This is a genomic window from Mucilaginibacter sediminis (assembly GCF_051903035.1).
In the GTDB taxonomy this organism is placed as follows: domain Bacteria; phylum Bacteroidota; class Bacteroidia; order Sphingobacteriales; family Sphingobacteriaceae; genus Mucilaginibacter.
The window spans coordinates 2,191,700-2,212,767 of the sequence record NZ_CP170602.1 but is presented as its reverse complement, the minus strand read 5'-3'; the positions used below and the strand labels follow the sequence as shown (position 1 = coordinate 2,212,767).

At 42.8% G+C, this 21,068-nt stretch carries 13 protein-coding genes; 3 read left to right on the top strand and 10 right to left on the bottom strand.

The annotated features are described in order from the left end of the window. Positions 1-6 precede the first annotated feature (6 nt). The 3 genes from ACFGVS_RS08670 to ACFGVS_RS08660 are packed head-to-tail and all read right to left on the bottom strand — an operon-like array spanning position 7 to position 5,155. Positions 7-1,431, bottom strand: coding sequence for an alpha-L-fucosidase (locus ACFGVS_RS08670; RefSeq protein WP_439698309.1), 1,425 nt, complete (start codon positions 1,429-1,431; stop codon positions 7-9). 37 nt (positions 1,432-1,468) lie between these two features. Next, positions 1,469-2,839: an alpha-L-fucosidase gene (locus tag ACFGVS_RS08665; RefSeq protein ID WP_439698308.1), complete on the bottom strand. Its 1,371-nt coding sequence runs from the start codon at positions 2,837-2,839 to the stop codon at positions 1,469-1,471. Positions 2,840-2,878: 39 nt separating this feature from the next. Further along, on the bottom strand, positions 2,879-5,155 hold the full coding sequence (locus tag ACFGVS_RS08660; protein WP_439698307.1) for an alpha-N-acetylglucosaminidase: 2,277 nt from the start codon (positions 5,153-5,155) through the stop codon (positions 2,879-2,881). Between the two features lie 94 nt (positions 5,156-5,249). Between ACFGVS_RS08660 and ACFGVS_RS08655 the strand changes: the two genes are divergently transcribed. Together ACFGVS_RS08655 and ACFGVS_RS08650 are read left to right on the top strand one after the other, a co-directional pair. Beyond that, positions 5,250-6,632, top strand: coding sequence for an alpha-L-fucosidase (locus tag ACFGVS_RS08655; protein ID WP_439698306.1), 1,383 nt, complete (start codon positions 5,250-5,252; stop codon positions 6,630-6,632). A 100-nt stretch (positions 6,633-6,732) separates the two neighbouring features. Then, positions 6,733-9,072 (top strand): beta-galactosidase, encoded by a 2,340-nt coding sequence (locus ACFGVS_RS08650; protein WP_439698305.1) that lies wholly within the window; start codon positions 6,733-6,735, stop codon positions 9,070-9,072. 150 nt (positions 9,073-9,222) lie between these two features. Here ACFGVS_RS08650 and ACFGVS_RS08645 read toward each other — a convergent pair whose 3' ends face one another. Beyond that, positions 9,223-10,149, bottom strand: coding sequence for a DUF6268 family outer membrane beta-barrel protein (locus tag ACFGVS_RS08645; protein WP_439698304.1), 927 nt, complete (start codon positions 10,147-10,149; stop codon positions 9,223-9,225). 39 nt (positions 10,150-10,188) lie between these two features. After that, complete coding sequence (locus ACFGVS_RS08640; protein ID WP_439699239.1) at positions 10,189-10,518, bottom strand: MarR family winged helix-turn-helix transcriptional regulator; 330 nt, start codon at positions 10,516-10,518, stop codon at positions 10,189-10,191. Between the two features lie 660 nt (positions 10,519-11,178). On the opposite strand from ACFGVS_RS08640, the gene ACFGVS_RS08635 reads away from it, so the two are divergent. Then, entirely contained in the window at positions 11,179-12,855 is a 1,677-nt protein-coding gene (locus ACFGVS_RS08635; protein WP_439698303.1) for a hypothetical protein, read from the top strand. A 170-nt stretch (positions 12,856-13,025) separates the two neighbouring features. Here ACFGVS_RS08635 and ACFGVS_RS08630 read toward each other — a convergent pair whose 3' ends face one another. The 5 genes from ACFGVS_RS08630 to ACFGVS_RS08610 all read right to left on the bottom strand — a co-directional run bounded on the left by ACFGVS_RS08630 (position 13,026) and on the right by ACFGVS_RS08610 (position 21,065). Next, entirely contained in the window at positions 13,026-15,086 is a 2,061-nt protein-coding gene (locus tag ACFGVS_RS08630) for a hypothetical protein (protein ID WP_439698302.1), read from the bottom strand. A gap of 29 nt (positions 15,087-15,115) precedes the next feature. Continuing rightward, complete coding sequence (locus ACFGVS_RS08625; RefSeq protein WP_439698301.1) at positions 15,116-16,561, bottom strand: trehalase family glycosidase; 1,446 nt, start codon at positions 16,559-16,561, stop codon at positions 15,116-15,118. A gap of 156 nt (positions 16,562-16,717) precedes the next feature. Then, entirely contained in the window at positions 16,718-18,316 is a 1,599-nt protein-coding gene (locus ACFGVS_RS08620) for a solute:sodium symporter family transporter (RefSeq protein ID WP_439698300.1), read from the bottom strand. A gap of 8 nt (positions 18,317-18,324) precedes the next feature. Further along, on the bottom strand, positions 18,325-19,335 hold the full coding sequence (locus ACFGVS_RS08615) for a winged helix-turn-helix domain-containing protein (protein ID WP_439698299.1): 1,011 nt from the start codon (positions 19,333-19,335) through the stop codon (positions 18,325-18,327). A gap of 77 nt (positions 19,336-19,412) precedes the next feature. Continuing rightward, positions 19,413-21,065, bottom strand: a complete 1,653-nt coding sequence (locus ACFGVS_RS08610; protein ID WP_439698298.1) for a RagB/SusD family nutrient uptake outer membrane protein — start codon at positions 21,063-21,065, stop codon at positions 19,413-19,415. Positions 21,066-21,068 lie beyond the last annotated feature (3 nt).

The following is a 21,068-nucleotide window of genomic DNA, read 5'->3' as shown; positions in this document are numbered from 1 at the left end:
TCTTCCTTAATATGCCAACACAAAAGTGCCGCTATATTTTAAGGCATCGCTTTTTTGTAAAGCATCGGGTATTTGAATACTTAACAGTCCGTTTTGGTAGTCCCATTTTAATTTTTGACTGCTGCCCAGCAAGCTTACTTTTTTAACTTGTTTAATGTTATTTACCGGAAAACTTACGTTGGACGGTAGGTTTACCATATCTTTTTCAGACAGCCAAAAAGCATATAACGTTTTCGTGGCCTTCGATTTAGTAAAATAAATATTCCCGGCAGAGTAAGGGGCTACCGGCTCTGAACCATAAATACCCTTCCCGTTAATTTTCATCCAATCCGCAATATCCTGCAATCTTTGATAGGCAACCGGATTCCAGTCGCCGTCAGGTCCCGGTGCTATATTAAGCAGCAGGTTACCGCCGCGCGAAACTATTTTTATCAATGTTTGCACCAGTTGCCGGCTGGGTTTAAATTCGTCATCCGGCACGTAACTCCAATATTTACCAATGGTCATACAGGTTTCCCATGGGTACGATAAAGGTTTATCCGGTACTTCCTGCTCTGGGGTGGTATAGTTTTCAAATTCGCCGGCAACTGTTCTGTCTACGATAATAAGGCCTGGCTGATGGCTACGTCCCATTTTGGCTATTTTGGCCATATCAAGATCCTGGTTATAGTGCTGCGGATCGTTATCATTTGTTGGCAAGGGCCTTACCCAGCCTCCATCGAGCCATAAAATATCTACCTTGCCATAGCCCGTCATCAATTCTTCAATCTGGTTATAGGTAAAATCTTTAAATTTTTGCCAGCGTTCGGGGTAGCGTTGCGGGGAATAATTAACATTGTGGTCTTTAGGGGGAAAGTATGGCCACCAATAGTTTTGGTTGTGCCAATCTGGTTTGGAGAAATATGCCCCGATCATAAAATTATCTTTACGGAAAGCGTTAAATATTTCTTTAGTGACATTGCTTCGCGGATTTTTTGAGAAAGGCGTTTTAGGATCTGTAATTTTATAATCCGTTTGCTTGGTATCAAACATGCTAAAGCCATCATGGTGTTTGGTAGTAAATACCATGTAATTCATGCCAGCGGCCTTGGCAGCTTTAGCCCATTTTTCGGGGTTAAAGTTTATAGGGTTAAACGTGGTTTGCAGGTTTTCATAGGCTTTTTTATAGGTGAAATAATCAGCACTATAGGGGCCGGTACGTGTAACCCAGTCATCGGGACAAATAGTCCAGCTTTCTGCCACGCCCCATTGGCTGTAGGTGCCCCAGTGCATAAACAAACCAAATTTTTGGTCCTGCCATTGGGCAAGCTTTTTCCGTACCAGGGAGTCTTTAGGAGCCTGGTACGTAGTGGACATTTCGTGCTCGTTTTGCGCAAGCGCCGCCTGGCCACAAGCCAACAAGCAGAGGCCAAGTATGAATTTGGGGATCATGATAAATGGATATATTTTAATAGCAGGGTATATTGCATTAGTTCAGTATCAATTCAATTACCGGTATCTCGGTATCAGGTTTGGTCTCCGGTAGATTTAACACAAGGTCATTTCCTGCATTTTTTGATTTGCTATCCGTTTGAATTTCTGAGGCATCGTGCAAAAACTGTATATATTTTACTTTGTCCTTGTATCCTGGTAAAGTGATTGTTTTGCCCGGGTACTCCAACAAATGAACATATAAACGCCTGGTATTGGCATTATAAGTAAGCATGGTATGTTCAGGGGCTTTAAATGTTTCCGGTGCTTCGGTGCATCCATAAATAGCGCGGCTGTTGTATTTCATCCAGGCTGCTAATCCGTCAAGCCTTTCATTGGCCCGTTTATCAAATAAACCACGTGCAGTAGGGCCCACATTCAACAGCAGGTTACCGCGTTTGCTTACAGCCTCTATCAGCATAGTAATTAACTGTTTAGTGCTTTTCCAGCTGTTTTCATCGCGGAAATATCCCCAGGAGCCAGAAAACGTTTGGCAGGTTTCCCAATAAGTTTTGTAATCGTTTTTTTGGGTCCATTCTGTTAGGTTTACCTGTTCGGGTGTCAGGTAGTCCCATCCATCCTGGTATTCATTTATATCAAGGCGGTTATCAATTATAATATTGGGCTGTAGTTTTCTTATTTCTTTAACCAATTCAACAGATCCCCAGTCTTTACTGCCTTTACCACGTTTTCCCATGTCGGTGTATGAAAAATCGAGCCAAAGCATATCAATTTTACCGTAGTTGGTAAGCAGTTCTTTAATCTGGTTGTGCATGTAGGTGCGGTACCTGGCCATATTCCGGCCTTTATTCAACTTATCGTAATCCTCATCCTTTTCGCTTGCCGGTTGCAATGGGTGCAAAACATCAACCGTAAAATCAGGGTGATGCCAATCCAACAGCGAATAATAGAATCCTATTTTTATACCCTCGGCCCTAAATGCATTTACAAACTCTCTTACAAGGTCTCGTTTAGCTGCGGTATTGGTGGCTTTATAATCGGTGTATTTTGAATCAAACAGGCAAAACCCTTCGTGGTGTTTGGTAGTAAGTACGGCATATTTCATTCCGGCTGCTTTGGCTTTTTTTGCCCATTCTTTAGGGTTAAACAAGTCCGGGTTAAACTCATCAAAGTAAGGCTGGTATTGTTTGTCGGTCATCCGTTCCCATCTTTTTACCCATTCGTGCCTTGCGGCTTGTGAGTAAAGCCCCCAATGAATAAACATGCCAAACCGATCGTTGGTCCACCAGGCCATGCGTTTAGCTTTTTGTTCGGGTGTTTCTGTTCCTATTTTCTTTTGGGCATACGAGGAGGAAAATACCAGGGATATTAATAACGTAATTAAGACTGTTTTTTTGAGTTGACGCATAGCGGTCTGTTAGTTTGAATTAAATTAGGTATACTAAGTTTACATCGATAAAATTTGGTTAACCACTTCCTGTAAAGGCCTGTGTGGTTTTTCGGGATTTAGCTTCTGGTTTTCATCCACCCATTTGCGTTCCCAGGAAAAGTAATCGGGCTCGGGAGCGTTTTTGCCCTGCAGGTTACCACGCAGGTAATCAAAATAAATTTCCCAGCGGGGCAGGTAATAACTATTTATCAGGCCGGCCCATTCTTTATAGGCATATTCATGCAGGTTATCTTCGGTACGTATGTTTTCTCCCCAATAAGTAATCTGCATTAAAGCGTTTTTTAAGTTATTTGCTTTCTCTTCAGCAGTGTTTCCGTTGGCTATGGATTGTTTGAGATAGGTGTTGAGCCTGAAGTAACCATCTGTATTCAGCAAGTCGTCTGTCAATTTTATCATGTGCAGAAACTTTTCACTTGCCTTGTTAAAGGCCGGTAAATCCTTGTTGTTATAGGCTGTTACCAGGTCATTAAAAACAAGAGTTCCTTTATTTGACAGCACCTGCCTAACCATGTTGATGAGATCTATTTTGTAGGTAGCCGAATTCATGAGCCCGGGTGCAGCCAGTGCAAATTCTTTTACCGCTTTTTCAAATTGTACAGTATCATAATTCCGGGTAAGCGTGCCCCAACTGGAGATTGACTTAACCTTAAGCGCGGGCCTTGCACAAAAAATAGATTCGCCGGCCCCTTCCTGGTAACCGGGAAGGCTTTGATAAATGGTTTGTAAAAAGCCTTGCCAGGCATTACTTGTATGCGCATTGTTTACACCATAACGGTATTTGGCGTAATTATTAATCCAGGTACGGGTATCAACATGTTCTGTGCGCCAGCCCAGTTCGAGCATCAAATCATAGTCTGGGGGATTATTGTTGATGCCTTCGGGCATTATACCAACACCCTTAAGATAATTGCTGTAAGTGCTTTCCCTGGCCCTGTAAATTTCATCGGCAAAGCGTTGTAATTTGCCGTATACACCGGGGCGTTCGCCAAAATTGTTAACACTGCACCATATAAACGGTGTGTTATCATAGGCTTTACGTTTTTCCCAGTTGTTGGTAAACTCGCCAAAAAGTTCCTGTACCAGTACTTTTGATTTATCAAGACCGTCAAGCATGGCCTGTTTAGGGTTATCCTGCCAGCCCTGCAACACCCATGAGGAGCCCGGATAATAACTTTGCATTGATGCCTGTATGCTTGCCCCCGCCTTTTTCAGATCAATACCGTCGGTTTTACCTCCCTCATGAAAAGGATCGCCTGCAAAAAAATGGATGTTTTTGCCATATAATGCCTGCATTTCGCTGTAATATATACCCGCTACGCGGCTAAATTCAGGGTCAGTAGGATCAAGTATGTCGGGCCTTTTAAATGCGCCCCAGGTGCCCTGGTCTATAATGTGCGCCTTGCTTTTATTTTTTAACGTACTTGGCACCATTCCATAAAAACCTTGTAAAACAGGTTCTATCCCCAATTCCCGCATTCGCTTTATCATTTTTTGTTGAATCAGCTTGCGGTTGTCAACCTGGCTTTGCGGCATCGGTCCGCCCCAGCCTTCAATATTGCCCATCAGCCACCATGCGGTATAAGCGGGGCCAACTATAAAGTTGTTAATTTCATTTTCGTTATACCCTATCTTCCTCAGTGTATTTTGCCATACCGCTTCCATGCCTTCAACGGTAAGCATCGTATTAACACCATTTAGCGCCATCCAGTCAAGCTCCCGTTCCCAATCGGCCCAGCTGTAAAAACTCATGGTATAGTTATAGGTACAATAATTTAATGCATAACGATACTTAGCCTCCGCTTTTACAGTTTCTTTTTTGCCAACAGCCGGAATCGGAAACACAGGTGCCAGGTTATCGCCCATGTGCGACATGGATCTGTGGCAATAATATTTTAAATACCAGTTTACACCAACTGCCGCTGCATTAGGCCCTGAAGCGCTGATCACCAGTTTGTTTTTTACCGTTTGTAGCTGGGCTATTTCGAAGTCGGGAGATTTTAAGGTCTTGAAAATAATATGATCACTTAACCAGGGAGCACGCCTTTTAACCAGTGCTTTTACCGGTTCAAATTGTTGGGCAAAAAGATGTATAGGCAAAAGTAGAACAAGCAGAAAAGTTAGTTTTCGCATATAAAAATATTGATTTTGAGGGTTAACATCCTCGAAACTAACTAAAATTAAAATAGAAAATAAGGCGCAGCCCGGCGCTGTTGCTGCATAAAACTTACGCAAACGTTTGTTGCGGCATGCGCAAACGGTTGCGTAAGTTTTCACTATTTTTTTCGATTATTATTTTGCTACCATTGTATCTCAAAGGCCATATTTTTCCAAATGGCGCCCCTTTCATCGTTAAAAATCATCTTATAAAATGAAGAAAATCATAATCAGCCTTATTATTTGCACAGTTGTAAGTGTGGTTTCATTTGCGCAAACAACAACCCCTGCCGATACATTGATGGGGGCTACGATATTAAGCAAGCGTACCGATGCCGCGATGCAAAAATGGCGCGACAATAGATTCGGACAATTTATCCATTGGGGTTTGTACGCTGTTCCGGGTGGGCAGTGGAAGGGTAAAGATTATCCGGGCGCTGCTGAATGGTTAAAAGCCGATGCCCACATTTCCGCGGCAGAATATGCCGAACTCATCCATCAGTTTAATCCTCAAAAATATAACCCAACAGAATGGGCCCGTATTGCTAAAAATATGGGTGTGAAATATGTTATCCTGACAACTAAACATCACGAGGGATTTTGCCTGTGGCCCAGTGCCTTTACAGATTTTTCTATAGTATCAACACCTTATAAAAAAGATTTACTGATGCCTTTTGTAAAGGCCTATCAAAAGGAGGGGATTGATGTTTATTTTTATTATTCTATCCTTGACTGGCATCATCCCGATTACCGGTCGGTTATACAATCGGATGATGATCAAAAGGCTTTTGAACGGTACTTTGCATTCGTTAAAAATCAACTGAAAGAGCTGATAACCACTTATCCAGGTATTAAAGGCCTTTGGTTTGACGGGCAATGGGAAGCATCGTATAAAAAGAACTACAAAATGGGTTATGAGCTGGAGCAATATTGCCGGGCATTAAAACCGGGTATTATTCTTAATAACCGCATTCGTACAGATGCGCAGGGGCATGTAGATCATGATTATAAGGGCCGGCATTTTGGCGATTTTGACGGCAGCTTTGAGCGTCGTTTACCATCAAACGTAAAAAGCCTTGATTTTGACTGGGAAGCCTGTATGACCGTTCCGGAAAACCAGTGGGGATACCACAAAATATGGCAGGGCCATACAAAAACTCCTTACGAAATAGAAGAAATGCTGGCCACCTGCACCTCGATGGGTGGTAATTTTGTACTCAATTTTGGACCCCAGCCCGATGGCACTATCCGTACCTATGAGCAAAACCTGGCCAAAGAGGTTGGCGCATGGATAAAAACCAATTCGGCTGCGATATATGGCTGCGATAACGCCGGCTTGGAAAAGCAGGACTGGGGCTATTTTACACAAAAGCCGGGTGATGACAAGCTTTACATGGTAGTTTTTAATATACCTGTATCAAAAGCATTAAAATTAAAGCTTCCTGAAAAAACGAGCATTGCAGATAACTCACTTTTAACTGATAGCCTTCAAAAATTCACAATCGAAAAAACGTATGGAAACGAATATTACCTGCATTTAGGAGAAGCTAAGTTTAGCCAACCATTTGTGATAACACTCCAATTAAAAAAGGATTGACCGATTTTGGATCAAATAGCTACAGGCTTAAAATTTTGCCAATAGTGATAGAGCTATTGCCTCTTATAAATTTATAAACGATGTTAAAATTGTTTTTTTAATGAAGAAAAGTATTGTTTGGTTACTCTTATTATTAGCCGGATTGAGTTCCCGATCCGCCTTTGGTCAGCAGGAAATTAACGAGCCGTTTAAAATTGGCACGGAGTCATTTATATTGAACGGTAAGCCATTTGTTATTCGTTGTGGCGAGATGCATTACGCGCGTATACCCAGGGCGTATTGGAGGCACCGGTTAAAAATGGCGAAGGCTGTTGGCTTAAACGCGGTATGCGCTTACCTGTTTTGGAACTTCCAGGAAACAGAGTCAGGGAAGTTTACCTGGGAAGGGCAGGCTGATGCAGCCGAATTTTGTAAAATAGCGCAGGAAGAGGGCCTGTATGTTTTGTTGCGCCCCGGCCCATATTCATGTGCCGAGTGGGAGTTTGGTGGCCTGCCCTGGTGGCTGTTAAAAAAGAAAGACATTCAATTACGTACCCAGGACGCTTACTACATGCAGCGTTGCCGCCAATATTTAAAAGAAGTTGGCCGGGTGTTAAGCCCTTTACAAATAACTAAAGGCGGCCCCATACTAATGGTACAGGTTGAAAATGAATATGGCAGCTACGGCACAGATAAAGAATATATTTTAAAAATACGCGATTATTTAAAGGAGGCAGGCTTTACCGTTCCCTTGTTTACCTGCGATGGCACTGTTCAGCTAAAAAACGATGTTCAGAGAGATATTTTTGCCGTGGTGAATTTCGGCAATAATCCCGAAGCCGGATTTAAGGCCTTGCGCCAGGTACAGCCCACCGGTCCGTTGATGTGCGGCGAATATTACCCGGGCTGGTTTGACAGCTGGGGCGCGCCGCACCATACGGGCTCAAATGATCATCTTATCAAAGAAATTGGCTGGATGCTTGATCATAAGGCGTCTTTTAGCATTTATATGATCCATGGCGGCACATCATTCGGCTTATGGGCAGGCGCAAACTGTCAGCCTTATGCCCCCGAAACATCGAGTTATGATTATGATGCGCCTATAAGCGAAAATGGCTCTGCAACTGCAAAATATGATGAGTTGCGTAACACGCTTAAAAAGTATCTTCAGCCAGGCGAGGTATTGACGGACGTGCCCGCCGCGTTACCGGTACAAAAAATAAAGCCTTTTAATCTTACCATGGTAGCCCCAATAATGAGTCAACTGGGAAAACCTGTATTAAGTGATACCACACTTTTTATGGAAGATTTGAACCAGGGTTACGGAATGATGGTTTATGAAACAACATTGCCGGCTGGCCCGAAAAGTAAACTGGATTTTACCGAAGTACATGATTATGCAGAAGTTTTTATTGATGATAAACTTATTGGTGTACTAAACCGGGTAAAAAATGACCATGTAATTGAAATTCCTGCACTTATTAAGCGTACCAGGCTCAGGGTTTTTGTTGAAGCCATGGGGCGGGTTAATTACGGTTATTACCTGCACGACCGTAAGGGCTTGCAAGGCGAAGTTTATAACATAACAGGGGGGCAAAAAGTGATGTTAAAGGGCTGGAAACATTATTCCATTCCGTTGGGCGAAGGCAACCCGGCATTTAAATATAAACCAATTAATGCCGTAGCTAAGTTGAATGAGCCCGCGTTTTACAAAGGATACTTTAATGTAAAAAGCAAGGATGATTTTTATTTGGATATGCGCTGGTTTAAAAAAGGCGTTACCTGGATAAACGGGCATTGCCTGGGCCGGTACTGGAACATTGGGCCAACCCAAACCATGTATGTACCCGGAGTATGGCTAAATAATGGGAAAAATGAAGTAGTGGTATTGGATATGCACCAGCCATCTGCTGCCCGCCTGCAAGGTTTGGATAAACCAATATTGGATAGTCTTACAGAAATAAAAGCTGTGAGCAGCAATCATCGTAAAGCCGGGCAACAGTTCGGAAATAATTTGAATAGCTTGTTATATTCGGGAGTAATGGAAAATTCTACTAAATGGCAAACATTTACGTTCCCCATAAAAAGCGGTCGTTATATTGCCCTGGAAGCTTTAAACAACTTTGTGGGCGACCAGTTTACCTCATTGGCCGAGCTCGAATTGCTGGATGAGAACGGAAATCAAATACCCCGCGGTTTGTGGAAAGTGATTTATGCAGATAGCGAAGAACTGAAAGGGGAGGACGGCAAATCAGAAAACGTGTTCGACCTGCAGTACACCAGTATCTGGCATACCCAATGGAAGGATAATGCCACCAAACACCCGCACCAGGTTGTTATAGACCTGGGAGGTAAAACAACCATAAGTGGTATTAAAATGCTGCCGCGGCAGGATATGGAAACCGGAAGGATTAAAGATTTTAAACTTTATTTGGCCGATAAACTTTTTAATGGTTTATAATGTCAATTTTAAGGCATCGTTACTCGTTGCCAGATAGTGATCATAAGGTCGCTTTATTTCACCGGCTATATGTCTGTGACCGAACTTTCGGGTTATTAGGTAAGACAATTATCTTTTTCCATCTTTCTGGGTAATCAAGGTATCCTTTCGTCAGAATTCATAACTGATTCCGCCATGGAATATAAATGAATTCTGACGATAATACACGTTGGCTACCCGGTTATTGAGTTTGCCGAACCCTTCGAAGGGCACTTTTTGATCCATATTAAATGTTTCCAGTCTTTGCGAAAAAGTATGACCGGCAATCAGGTTCAATTTCCATCGCTGGCTAAGTTTAAAGTCATAGATGAGTCCCGCACTATTTTGCCGCAAATGTATGTATTGATCTTTGTCATCCCCATTAAGCCGGTACATGCTTCCATTTAGTGATGCGGTAATTCCCAGTGATTGTATTTTTGATAGTTTGTATTTTAAGGAGGCCCGGGCTGGTATAATGCCCGTGAGGCTTAATCTGCTACTAATTGTCCAGTCGATATCCGGCAGGGGCAGCAGAAACTTCCCGGAGTAATTACTGGTATAAATAAGTGTGACACCATACTTGAAAGACTTGCCTGGGCGAAAACCTATCCGAATACCGGCAGTATAAAGAATGTCTTCCGCGCCGATATTTCGTTTAAGGTCGGATGCAACGGTTGCCAACCCTACAAAAGAGATACTGGTAAAGCGCGAGAGTGAATAGTTTATTAATAAGGGAATGGCGATAGATTGAAATCCGTTACTACTTATATGTTGCTCGCCCGAAAGAAAAAGCCCCTGGTAACGAACGCCCGTTTTTATCAAAATGGGATGTGGTGCCGAAAAGTTCTTAAACACAGGAAACCCGACATCTACAATAGGTTGCTGCATGGTGAGGGCATCCCCGTTGGTACTAACCGGAGCCACAATATTGGTTACAGTCACTCCACCGAACAGGGGAGCAGTAGTGGTTAACTTTTTGCGCGTGCCGGTGCTGTCAACACTTTGGCAATAGCTAAATACAGGCAATAGCATGCCCATAAGAAACAAGTTTCTTTTCATTTTTTGTTGATTTTTTTTGAAGACGAAAGAGCAGTTACATTAGCGGGGAGTAACTATCTCGATTAGTTTCAGCATCGTTTTGTCAAATTCCTTTCTTTCTTCGCCTGCCAGTTCCGCAGAGAGGACCGCGTCAAATTTTCCAAGAATAGCATCGGCCTGCTTTGCCAGTAGTACGCCGCTTGCTGTTAGTTCTACATGGGTTTTACGCTTATCGGTGATATCCGGGATTACCTTCACAAAATCGTTTTTAAGTAAAACCGATATTGTTCTGTTAATTGATGCTTTATCGCGCCCAAGGGCTAAGCCGATAGTTTTCTGAGACCCTCCGCCTGAGTAATACAGGCTCATGAGAACAGGTATCTGATCCATCTGAAGAGGAAAATCATGCCCCCGGAAAATTTTATCACATTCCTTGTATATTCTATGATAAAGAGAGCCTATTTGAGCTACCAGTGAAGGCGGGGCAGGGTTATTAACTTTGCGATCCATAATGCAAAGGTATAATATTGGTTGATATATCAACCAATATTATTGGGAAATTATTAAAAAAAGTTTACTCGGGAATTAGGATTTTTTTAAGATAATAACATTTAGCGCCCAGATAACGTCGTAAAGATTTTGATTTTCTGCAATTGTTAATTGCCTGTCCTGTTTCGGTTCAAATGATAATCATAGATTTTTAATATATAGCTCTGTGCTTTTTCCGGCTCCCTTACAGGGAAATATAAATTGAATATGGTTTTATAATCAGGGGTATCAGTTCATTGTCTGTTTCCTGAGCATATCCCGATGTTCTAAATTTCGCCGGGTTGCCAGTCATCCTTTTCGGAAATTGCACATTAAGCAATAATTAAGCTTTTATTAATTACCCCGGCTTACTTTATAAGCAATCAACTATCCATGTAAAAATTTCACAATTCTACTGAACAAATTAATCTGCATCTATGAAAAGGAAACTCTTTGTACCCCCATAGCTGGTACGCAACTCCGTCGTTTAACCAATTATTAAATTTTTAACACCAATTATTTATGAATTTCAAAAAGACCAATCTTATCTTGATGGCGGTTTGCACGGCTGTCATCATCAGCTGCTCAAAGAACAAACTTAGTCCCCCTTCTACAACTTTGGATGGAAAGACAGCCAAGCTCAAAACTACGGCTTCTTCCGTCGGCGATGTTGTTGGCAAAGTAATCGTAGGCTACCAGGGCTGGTTCGCAGCGCCCGGCGACGGCTCGCCCCTTAATACCTGGTGGCATTATGCCTCGGGCGACCCTTTTGGTGTCCCCACGCCAACTAATGCCAGTATTATATCCTGGCCCGATGTTCGTGAATATACCAGCACCTACACGGCATCCAACTTTGGCAACCTCGGCAATGGCCAGCCCGCCAAATTGTTCTCTTCGTTTAATGATCAAACAGTAAATACCCATTTTTTATGGATGCAACAAAACAATATTGATGGAGCGGCCTTACAACGATTTAACCCCAACGGACAGGAAGGGCCAATCCGCGATGCTATTACTGCTAAAGTTAAAACGGCAGCCGAGACCTATGGCCGTAAATTTTACATTATGTATGATGTGGGCGGGTGGACAAACATGCAATCTGAAATTAAAACAGATTGGACCAACAAAATGGCCGCCTATACCTCATCATCGGCTTACGCTAAACAAAATGGCAAGCCCGTTGTGTGTATATGGGGTTTCGGTTTTAATGATAATAATCACCCCTGGTCGGCAGCCGTATGTCTTGATGTTATTAACTGGTTTAAAGCCCAGGGTTGTTATATAATTGGCGGCGTACCTGCTTACTGGCGCGATACAAATAGCACCGAGGTAAGGCCCGACTTTTTAGCAACTTATAATGCACTGAACATGATCTCGCCCTGGATGATTGGGAAGATTTCAAATACCTCGGAAGCCGATGGTTTCTACACCGACCATAATGTTGGGGACCAGGCTTATTGTAACGCTAACGGTATTGATTACCAGCCATGTGTTTTGCCGGGAGATTTGCAAAAACACCAAAGAGTACACGGTGATTTTATGTGGAGGCAATTTTATAACATGGTAAGACTGGGCGCCCAGGGTATTTATATTTCCATGTTTGATGAATATAATGAGGGTAACCAGATTGCCAAAACTACCGAGACGTCGGCCTACACACCCGCTGGTTTGGGCTTTTTCTCGTTGGATGAAGATGGTACAGCCTGTTCTGCAGATTATTATTTGCGCCTTACAGGCGATGGTGGCAGGATGCTGAAAGGCCAGATTGGGCTTACATCCACGCGCCCTACGCTACCGGTTGTATCGGGCAGTGTTCCTGCGCCAATAGGGCAAACAATTACCATTAAGGGAAATAATAACCTTTATGTAAGCAGCGAAAACGGTACCCAGGCGATGAATTGCAACCGTGCTACCGCCCAGGGCTGGGAGCAGTTTACCATTGTTGATGCCGGGGGAGGTAAGGTAGCCCTGATGAGCCAGGGTAAATATGTATCTTCTGAAAATGGTACCCAGGCAATAAATTGCAACCGAACGTCGATTGGGGCATGGGAACAATTTGATTGGGTAAACAATGGGAATGGCACATTTTCGCTAAGAGGAAACAACGCCAAATTTGTTTCGAGCGAAAACGGTACGCAGGCCATGACCTGTAATCGCACCGCTGCCCAGACTTATGAATCGTTTCGGGTAAATCAATAATCAACCAGATCGGGATTAAACTTTTTGAAATGGCCGGCTTATTAATAGCCGGTCATTTTAATGGTAGCCTATCTGTTTTTCAACTGACCAGCATTTTTCGCTTTATAATTGTTGATCTTTTACTTTCCGGAATAGGTGGTTGGTGGAATCGTATTATCCACACAAGCAAACTATATTTGGATATGTGCAGTTTGTCCGTTTTGAATAATGTAGGTACGCTTGTTTATCCCTTTTAGAATAGATATTGCAACTTTGCCGTCGCTTCGCTCAGCAACCTTTAAATCAAATTCGGCACCAAAAGCATGAATATTATTTAAAGCCATCTTTTTCCAATTTTTGGGCAACCTGGGGGTACAGTTAAAGTTATTTAATCCGGTGGGTCTGATCCCGAATAGCCCTTCAATGAAAATCCGGCAATACAAGCCGCTTTCGGCCGATAGGTGCCTTTGATTGCCTTCGGGGTAGGCTTCAACGGGGTAGGGAACGTGCTCGCCTAAAAGCCTTCTTCGCGAATAATAATGTAAAAATGTAAGTGCTTTACCCGTTTCACCAGCCTGTAAAACTCCCCGTAAAGCATATAGGGTAGAGCGATCCCAGAAAGTATCTTTTCTCTGTTCGGTAGCTAAACCATCGGCTGTCCATAGCTCTGGCGAAAATAGTGCATCGATGGTGCCTTTGCTCCGGTCAAAAATTCCCATGGCCAGGGGCATGCAGATCCAGGCGCGTAATGTATTGTTAGTTTCATAATACCTGTATGTTTTGTAATTATCAACCGTTGCCCCGAAATACTGCTCAATATTTGTTTTTAACCGGGCAGCCTCCTGGTTATATCCGGCAGCTATTTTGTTTGGCAGATGAAGTTGTTCGCTAAGAAAAGCAGCGGAGATCAATGCATCATAATATAAACAGTTGGTAGATAAATTGGCTTTGCCGGCAGGAAACCGACCTTCCAGCTCATCTGCATCGGATGTTACTACGCCTTGCTGGTTAATGTGCCTGCGGCTGTATTCCAGGCACCAGGTTATTAAGGGCCACAGCTTTTTGGCCGAATCAATGTTTCCATAAGTAAGGGCGTATCTTGATGCGCCATAGGCAATCATGGCCTGGTCGCCGCGGTCGCCAGCACCATTCCAGGTAGTATCGCCTTCGGCAACTATGGAGCTTGGTATCGGTTTATACTGCGGATTCATATACCGGGCAAATAACCGGTAACAATTCATGGCCGATAAGTTTCCTATCTTATCGCCCGAAAAAGCAAAATATGGGCTAACGTATTCTGCCTGGTCATTGGCCCATATAGCTGCGTAGTAGGATAGGCCGCCCGGCCCGTGCATATAACCGCTTTTGGTTTTAAAAATGCTTTCTGTAGCGCGTATTTTGGCAAAGGCAAATTCGGTATTTAGTATGCTATCCGGGGTTTGTAGCTGCAGGGGTTTCATGATTTCTGCTATCCGTTTTTCCCTGGCTTTTTCTTCCAGATCAGGATTCACAGGCGGTAGGGCATCAGGATGGTCGGTGGCAAGAAAGCAAATCGAAAAGCTGAAAGATTTACCGGGCTGCAATACATGGTTACCGTCATTAACCGATTTAATGATGACTGTATGCGGCGATGATTTGCTGGTAAGCGGGTCTGTTGTCTCCTCCCGTTTTAACTTTTCCATCGAAACTGTTACCGGTTTAGCGCTAACGTTGGTCAGCTTAAATCTTTCTATGGCTAATGGTTTATCTACCGAGGGAAACATGCTCCGCTCAATATCTACCAGTCTGGGGTTCCCGGCTTGGGCGGATATTCGCATAATACCGCGCTGGCTAATACCTTTCACCTTCAGGGGTATCTCATCGGCCGATACTCCCTGGGTGGTATTATTAATTGTCAGCAGTTTATTATTGATAAAGATCCGGGGCAGTTCATTATCCCGAAAGGTGTGTGCTATATGGCTTCGGGTATCATCGGGCAGCATCCTGAAGGTAGGGAAAACCACCGTGCGGGTGATTTTAGCTAAACCAGGCGTATCTACGCGGTAGCCAACCCAAAGGGAAACCTTTTCGCCCGACATTTCGATATGGTCTGCATGCGGAAGCCTGCTATCTATTTTCCAGGATATGGCGCCGTTTTTTTGGATGCTCCACCTGTCATTTTGTACCGGTAAATTTTGTTGCTGTGCATAGATTGTTAAATGAGCAAACAGGATAGCTAAAATTGAAAAAAACAATTTTTTTGAAAATTTCATAAAGATGGACGATGGAAATTGCGATAAGATTAATACACTTTAACGTTTACTTTCTGACCAGGAGTTATGGTTGTTTCAACAAAAGATATCACCCTGTTTTGGTCATCAGTCCCTTTTTTTAAGATAACAGCATTCCCATTAATATTAGCCCGTTTAAATGCACCATAAAACATCGCTTTCCATTTAAATGGTTGTTTCCCTGTATTAGTAATAGTTGATTGTTTCCTGTTTATATGTGCCAAACTGATACTGGTGTTTAAAAGAGATAAGTGATCAATGGAAGCGTTGCCTGCACTGTTGGTTTTGTAAATGGTACCCAGCGTTTTGGTTCGCGCATCGGGAGCAATACCCATTAAGCCTTGCACAACTCCTTCAATTATACCATAAGATACTTCGGGATATTCACGCCTTGCTGTTGATGGGTTAGATAGGAATACGATATATTCCCTTGCCTTTTCCCACGCACCAAATTTATAAAGCAGGTAAGGATAATATGACATGTTTTCAACGTTCCACCTCGAGGCAGCTACACGCTTAATGGTTTTATTTGTTCTTACAGTATCTTTCAAAGCATCAAACCAAAGCAGAAAGGTTTCTCCTTCCTGCATACCAAATTGGTTGTTGTTGCTGTAATAGGTGTAGTACTGATTATCTTTTTCGTTCCACCAGTCGGCTTCCAGGTGTTTCCGGTACTGTTGTGCCTTTTGCTCATAAAGTGCCGCTTCTTTAAGCTTTCCTTTTGTTGTCAAAATTTCCGAATAGGTAAGCATTCCCCGGTACAAAGCTGCAACCAGGTCGACCCCGGTTTTTAAATTCGGCACGCCTTCGGAGTAAGAAGGTAACCCGCGGCATCTGTGAAAAGCATCATTTTCGTTATAAGGCACCGGCGCATTAGGGTGGGCTGGCCTTGTGAGCAAAGAGTCTGGTGAAAGTACCCAGGCGTCTATATATTCTTTTACCGTTTTTTGCTGAAAATTGACAAAAGCAGGAGCATCAATATAATGACTGTCTCCGGTCCAAAGGTACATCCGCCAGCTTGCATTTAAAATATCGAAATTGGCAGGCAGGTTATACCAAAATTCCTTGTCATTCCGGTAATCATCTGGTGCCGGCTTTGCCCATTTGTTAATTTCCCAATAGGTACACCAATCTTTTGACTGGGATATATTAGCTGCAAAGAGGTTAAACATATTGGTATTTTGGCGGCTCAATCCTAATATCTCGGCACCGATGCATTGGTGAGATACATCGCGCATACAAAATGCTGATCTGGGCGGCAGGGCAGATTCATACCAGGGGCCAACGGGATCAGTATCAGCACCTTTATAATGTAATGCTGTTTCTTTAGCCCAGTTGAATGACTGTACAAGTTCTTTATCAGATGAGTTAAAAGCGACTTCCTTTTCCTGGGCGATAGTTTTATAGCCTGTAAAAAGGAATAGGATTAAAGCTGCTTTGTGTTTAAGCAAAACCATGTTGTGTAAGTTATAATTATCAGGTTAAGTGAATTGGTAAACTAAATTTGAACTTGTATGATCGCCATTTGATCATCGAATAAAACTCCGCCTGTTTGGAAAAATTCTATTCTGTTCTATTCTATAAAATTATTAAATATTTTTATAGTGCCAAAATTATTTTGCAAGAATAAGCGGTGAAAAAAGAACAAATAATGCAATCATAAGTACAAGCAATATCACGGTATAATAATGCCGGTTTTTCCAGGGCTTTATATCTACCGCATTATTAAGCTTTAGTGTATACGGAACGGGCATGGGGTATAATTTGCCTATAACCATCATAATACCACAGGTAACCACAAATAAAATAGCCAGGATGTGGAGAAAATGGATATGCGTATCAAAAACTAACTGCGAAAGGGCGTAGCATATAATAAAAAACATCAGCCCTGTTTTAGCCGCAATTGCCGGGACCTTGGTTGTAACAAAGCCCATGAACATAATGGTAAATATGGGCACGTTAAAAAAGCCGTTAACTATTTGCACGTAAGTATAAAAGCCGTTTTTTACAAACAGGATAAGTGGCGCAATAAACATGGCTGCCAGGCAAACCACAATTTCAAATTGCGTGGCTGTTCTTAATAGCTTTTTTTCGGGTACCTGTTTCGAATTCTTCTGTAGCCAGGGCTTATAAATATTCAGCATAAACAATGTACTGGAACTGTTAAGGCCCGCATTAAAAGTGGTAAGGGCGGCAACAAATATCACCGCGGCAATAAAGCCAGCAATAAAAGGAGGGGATACCAGGCTGTCCAGCCGCGGAAAAACTTCGGCGGTATTATGCATTTTTGAAAAAACATGCACTGCTATAATGCCAGGTATATTTAAAAGCAGGGGCGAGATCAGTTTTCCTAATGAGGCTACGGCTAAACCTTTTTGCGAAGTTTTAAGGTCTTTCGAGGCAAGCACCTGCTGGATAATATATTGCTCGGTGCCCCAGTAATAAAGATTGACCAATAACATGCCGGTGAATAAGGTGCCAAAAGGGATAGCATCTGACGACGAGCCGATACTATTCAAGTGCTCCTTATGCACAGTAAGCACCTGATGTAAACCTGCCTGGATATTGCCATGCCCTATATATTTTAACCCGAAGAATGGCAGCAGGATTCCGCAGGTAAAAAAGCCAATCCCAAGCAGGATATCCAGTTTGGTAATCGCCCTTAACCCACCCAGCATAGAAAAAAGGCAGCCGATTGTTCCCATTATCCAAACCAGGATCAGGATAACAGTTGAGTATTCTATTTTCCAAACGTCTGAAAAGTGAAATAAACCGTTAAAAGCCACGGCCCCGGCATATAATACTGATGGGAGCAGGTTGAATACGTAGCTGACCAAAAATATAACCGAAACCAATTTGCCAACGCCGCCCCCATACCTCGCGGTCAAAAAATCGGGTGTGGTTGCTATACCCATTTTGATGTACAGCGGCATAATAAATTCTGATACCAACAACATGGCTAATACAGATGTTACGCCCCAGGCCATAACCGTCATGTTATTGGTGTAGGTAAGTTCGTTTTCGCCAATAATTGATGCTGTGTTGATGTTAGTAAACAACAGGCCGCCGCCAACCATTAAAAAACCAAGGCTCCTGTTGGCAAAAAAGAGGCCATTTAATGTACTGACCTTGGTTTTGCCAGATTTGTACCAGAAAGCAAAAGCAACTATCCCGTTAAAAAATAGAAAGCCGATGATCATGCTGGCGCTCATAACAAAGCCTAAAGCGTATGCCTCTCAAACAGGTTCATAGGAACCGTAAGCTGTATTTTTTCTTTTGATAAAACAGCATGGCCGGCCATTTTCCCCATGTTCGAGAAATCTGCAGAAAAGGTGGTGATACCGATGATCTCTTTAGCGGGCTCATCATTATGCGATAACACACCCAGGTCTTTACCCGGCTTAAGTTTTTGGGTTTTGCAGTCACGCATAATCTGCCATAAGGCAAAGTTATCCAGCGTAAAATATACTTTACCTTTTTCAACCGAACCCGGAAGATATTCTTCCTCTATCCGGCCTTTGATACTAAATTCTTTCAGAAACTTTTTAAATGAATCTACAATCTCTTTCGGATCTAATGAATTTGCCGAATGATAAAATATAAATTCATCAAACTGTTTTATTTTGGGAGCCAATTTTGAAAAAACAGCATAGGATGCATCGCCAAACTCCTGGGTAATATGGTTAAACTCCCCATCCAATTGTTCAAAGCGGTCAAACATCAGGAATTTATTGCGGGGGATGGTCTCCAATAATTCTTTTGTTTTGGGGTGAGGAATAGGGGCAACTACATACATGCCGTATTTGCCTTTTATTTGCAGCAGGATAGTTTCAAATATTTCTATATTACCGTGATGGAAATACGGGGTTAGCTGTACATTTTCGCCCAGTTCGTGCCTGAAATTACGGTAAAATTGCTCTTCAAAAGTATCCAGGTTATACATCAGCAAGGCTACGTTTAAAGTTTGCCCCGTATTGCCGTTGCCTACAAAATAACCCAAACGGTTCTTCGCTTCCACAATTCCGCGGCTAATTAAATCTTTATAGCCTTTCACAATGGTTTCCCTTGAAAAACCAAGCTCTTTAATCAGCCGGTTTACGGATGGCAGCATTTCGTCCTGGCCAATTATTTTTTCATCTATAGAATTAATAATTCCCTGTACAAAGCGGTCGTGCTTTGAGTAAGACGGGATTTCTGCCAGCTTCCTTATTTCTTCGAAAATTCTATCCATTGAGTACGAGTAGTTTTAGCCAAAGTAAGCAAAAAAAAGGCAGCTGCTTTGCTGCCTTTTTTCATATATCATCAGTTTTAATTGTAATTAGGGTTTTGCTTCAGGTTAGGATTAATCTGTATCTCCTTGCGGGGAATTGGATAATAATAAAAACTGGGCACCCATGTTCTTTTTTGCATGGTAACTACCTTATAAGTAAAGGAAGTATTGGCAGGCGAGGTTGGCGTAATAGTAATGCCCAAACCATCTTTTGAACCAATTTCTGCCATGCCCCAACGGCGCAGGTCAAAGTATCGGTGCCCTTCAAAACACAGTTCTATTCGTCTTTCATGGCGAATGGCGTCTGTTAAAGCGGCGCCCGTAGCGGTAATTGCCGGCATCCCGGCCCTGTCCCTTATCTTATTCAGGTAAAGTAACGCCTGTGCACTATTGCCAAGCGCAGCTTGTGCCTCTGCGTAATTTAAATAAATTTCGGCCAGACGGAACGATACCCATTGACAAGCGCTATAGGGCTGAATATTAAAATTATAGCTTTCATCAACCATTTTTCGCATGGTATACCCTGTTTTTGAAGCATTCCACGGAGATAAAGGACTTTCCTTTGAATCGAGGCCGCCTTCATAAAACTGTGCGCCACGCCCCTGAAAAGGCGATCCGTTAAACAGGATGTCTGCATAAAACCGCGGATCCCGGTTCTGGTAGGGGTTAGCACCGCTGGTAGCCCAGTTAAACGGCGTTCCGTCGGCCATGTCAAAGTCTTCCACCATTTGCTCCAATACATTGTAAGCGCTGTAGCCATTGTATCCGTTCGGGCTAAGATCGCGGTAAAGCGTGTTATATCTATCTTCCTGAACGGTTGCGTTGAATACCCTTGAAAGTATTACCTCGCTGTTAAAAAAATCGGTAAAAATGGTGTTATAAGTTGACGATGTGCCGTGCAACGAATATTGGCCCAGATCGATAACTGCCTTTGCCGCATCGGAAGCAGCCTGCCACCTGCCTGCATCATTGCCTGTGTTATAAGTAGGACTTGCCGCATACAGCAACAGGCGCGATTTAAGCGCGAGTGCAGCACCCAGGGTGGCTTTGCCATAATTATCAGTACTGCTATAGCTTTTTGGAAGTATGGCAGCTGCGGCGGCAATATCAGTCAGGATAAAATCTCTTGTCTGGTCCCAGGTGGCCCTTGATTCATTGAAGGTATTATCATTAGCCGTATAAACTTTGGTGATCAACGGCACCCCGCCGAAACGATTTAACAACTCAAAATAACATAGCGCTCTTAAAAAGTGAACTTCACCTTTCATATTGTTGAGTTGTGCACCATGGCCCACGGTATCTGCCTGTGCCACATTTTGAAAAAACTGGTTGGTTTTTTGGATAGTGCTGTATAAAGTTGTCCAATAATTAAGGGTAGAACTGTAATTTAAAGGGAAAGAACTGCCCTGGTTATCTGGAGTGGCCTGCCCCAGTACGTAGGTATTTTCATGGCACCAGTTAAAGTTACTGTATAACTCATCTGTTTGCGAGCCCCATCCAAAGCCGCCATCTTTAAACGCAAATACCGATTCTTTATATATTTGGTTAACAAATACCTGGATAAGCGCGGGATCCGTCCAAACTGTATTGGTTGAAAAGGAGCTGGTTGGCTGCAAGTCGAGTACTTTTTTACAGGAGATGCCTGTACACAGCAGCAGTACTAAACTGAATATATTGACTGTTTTTTTCATTGC

Excerpts from the sequence above, each read along its gene's own strand:
- ACFGVS_RS08620 (WP_439698300.1), bottom strand. The coding sequence starts at position 18,316 with ATGAGCGCCAGCATGATCATCGGCTTTCTATTTTTTAACGGGATAGTT.
- ACFGVS_RS08635 (WP_439698303.1), top strand. The coding sequence starts at position 11,179 with ATGAATTTCAAAAAGACCAATCTTATCTTGATGGCGGTTTGCACGGCT.
- ACFGVS_RS08610 (WP_439698298.1), bottom strand. The coding sequence starts at position 21,065 with ATGAAAAAAACAGTCAATATATTCAGTTTAGTACTGCTGCTGTGTACA.
- ACFGVS_RS08655 (WP_439698306.1), top strand. The coding sequence starts at position 5,250 with ATGAAGAAAATCATAATCAGCCTTATTATTTGCACAGTTGTAAGTGTG.
- ACFGVS_RS08665 (WP_439698308.1), bottom strand. The coding sequence starts at position 2,839 with ATGCGTCAACTCAAAAAAACAGTCTTAATTACGTTATTAATATCCCTG.
- ACFGVS_RS08670 (WP_439698309.1), bottom strand. The coding sequence starts at position 1,431 with ATGATCCCCAAATTCATACTTGGCCTCTGCTTGTTGGCTTGTGGCCAG.
- ACFGVS_RS08615 (WP_439698299.1), bottom strand. The coding sequence starts at position 19,335 with ATGGATAGAATTTTCGAAGAAATAAGGAAGCTGGCAGAAATCCCGTCT.
- ACFGVS_RS08640 (WP_439699239.1), bottom strand. The coding sequence starts at position 10,518 with ATGGATCAGATACCTGTTCTCATGAGCCTGTATTACTCAGGCGGAGGG.
- ACFGVS_RS08650 (WP_439698305.1), top strand. The coding sequence starts at position 6,733 with ATGAAGAAAAGTATTGTTTGGTTACTCTTATTATTAGCCGGATTGAGT.
- ACFGVS_RS08645 (WP_439698304.1), bottom strand. The coding sequence starts at position 10,149 with ATGAAAAGAAACTTGTTTCTTATGGGCATGCTATTGCCTGTATTTAGC.
- ACFGVS_RS08630 (WP_439698302.1), bottom strand. The coding sequence starts at position 15,086 with ATGAAATTTTCAAAAAAATTGTTTTTTTCAATTTTAGCTATCCTGTTT.
- ACFGVS_RS08625 (WP_439698301.1), bottom strand. The coding sequence starts at position 16,561 with ATGGTTTTGCTTAAACACAAAGCAGCTTTAATCCTATTCCTTTTTACA.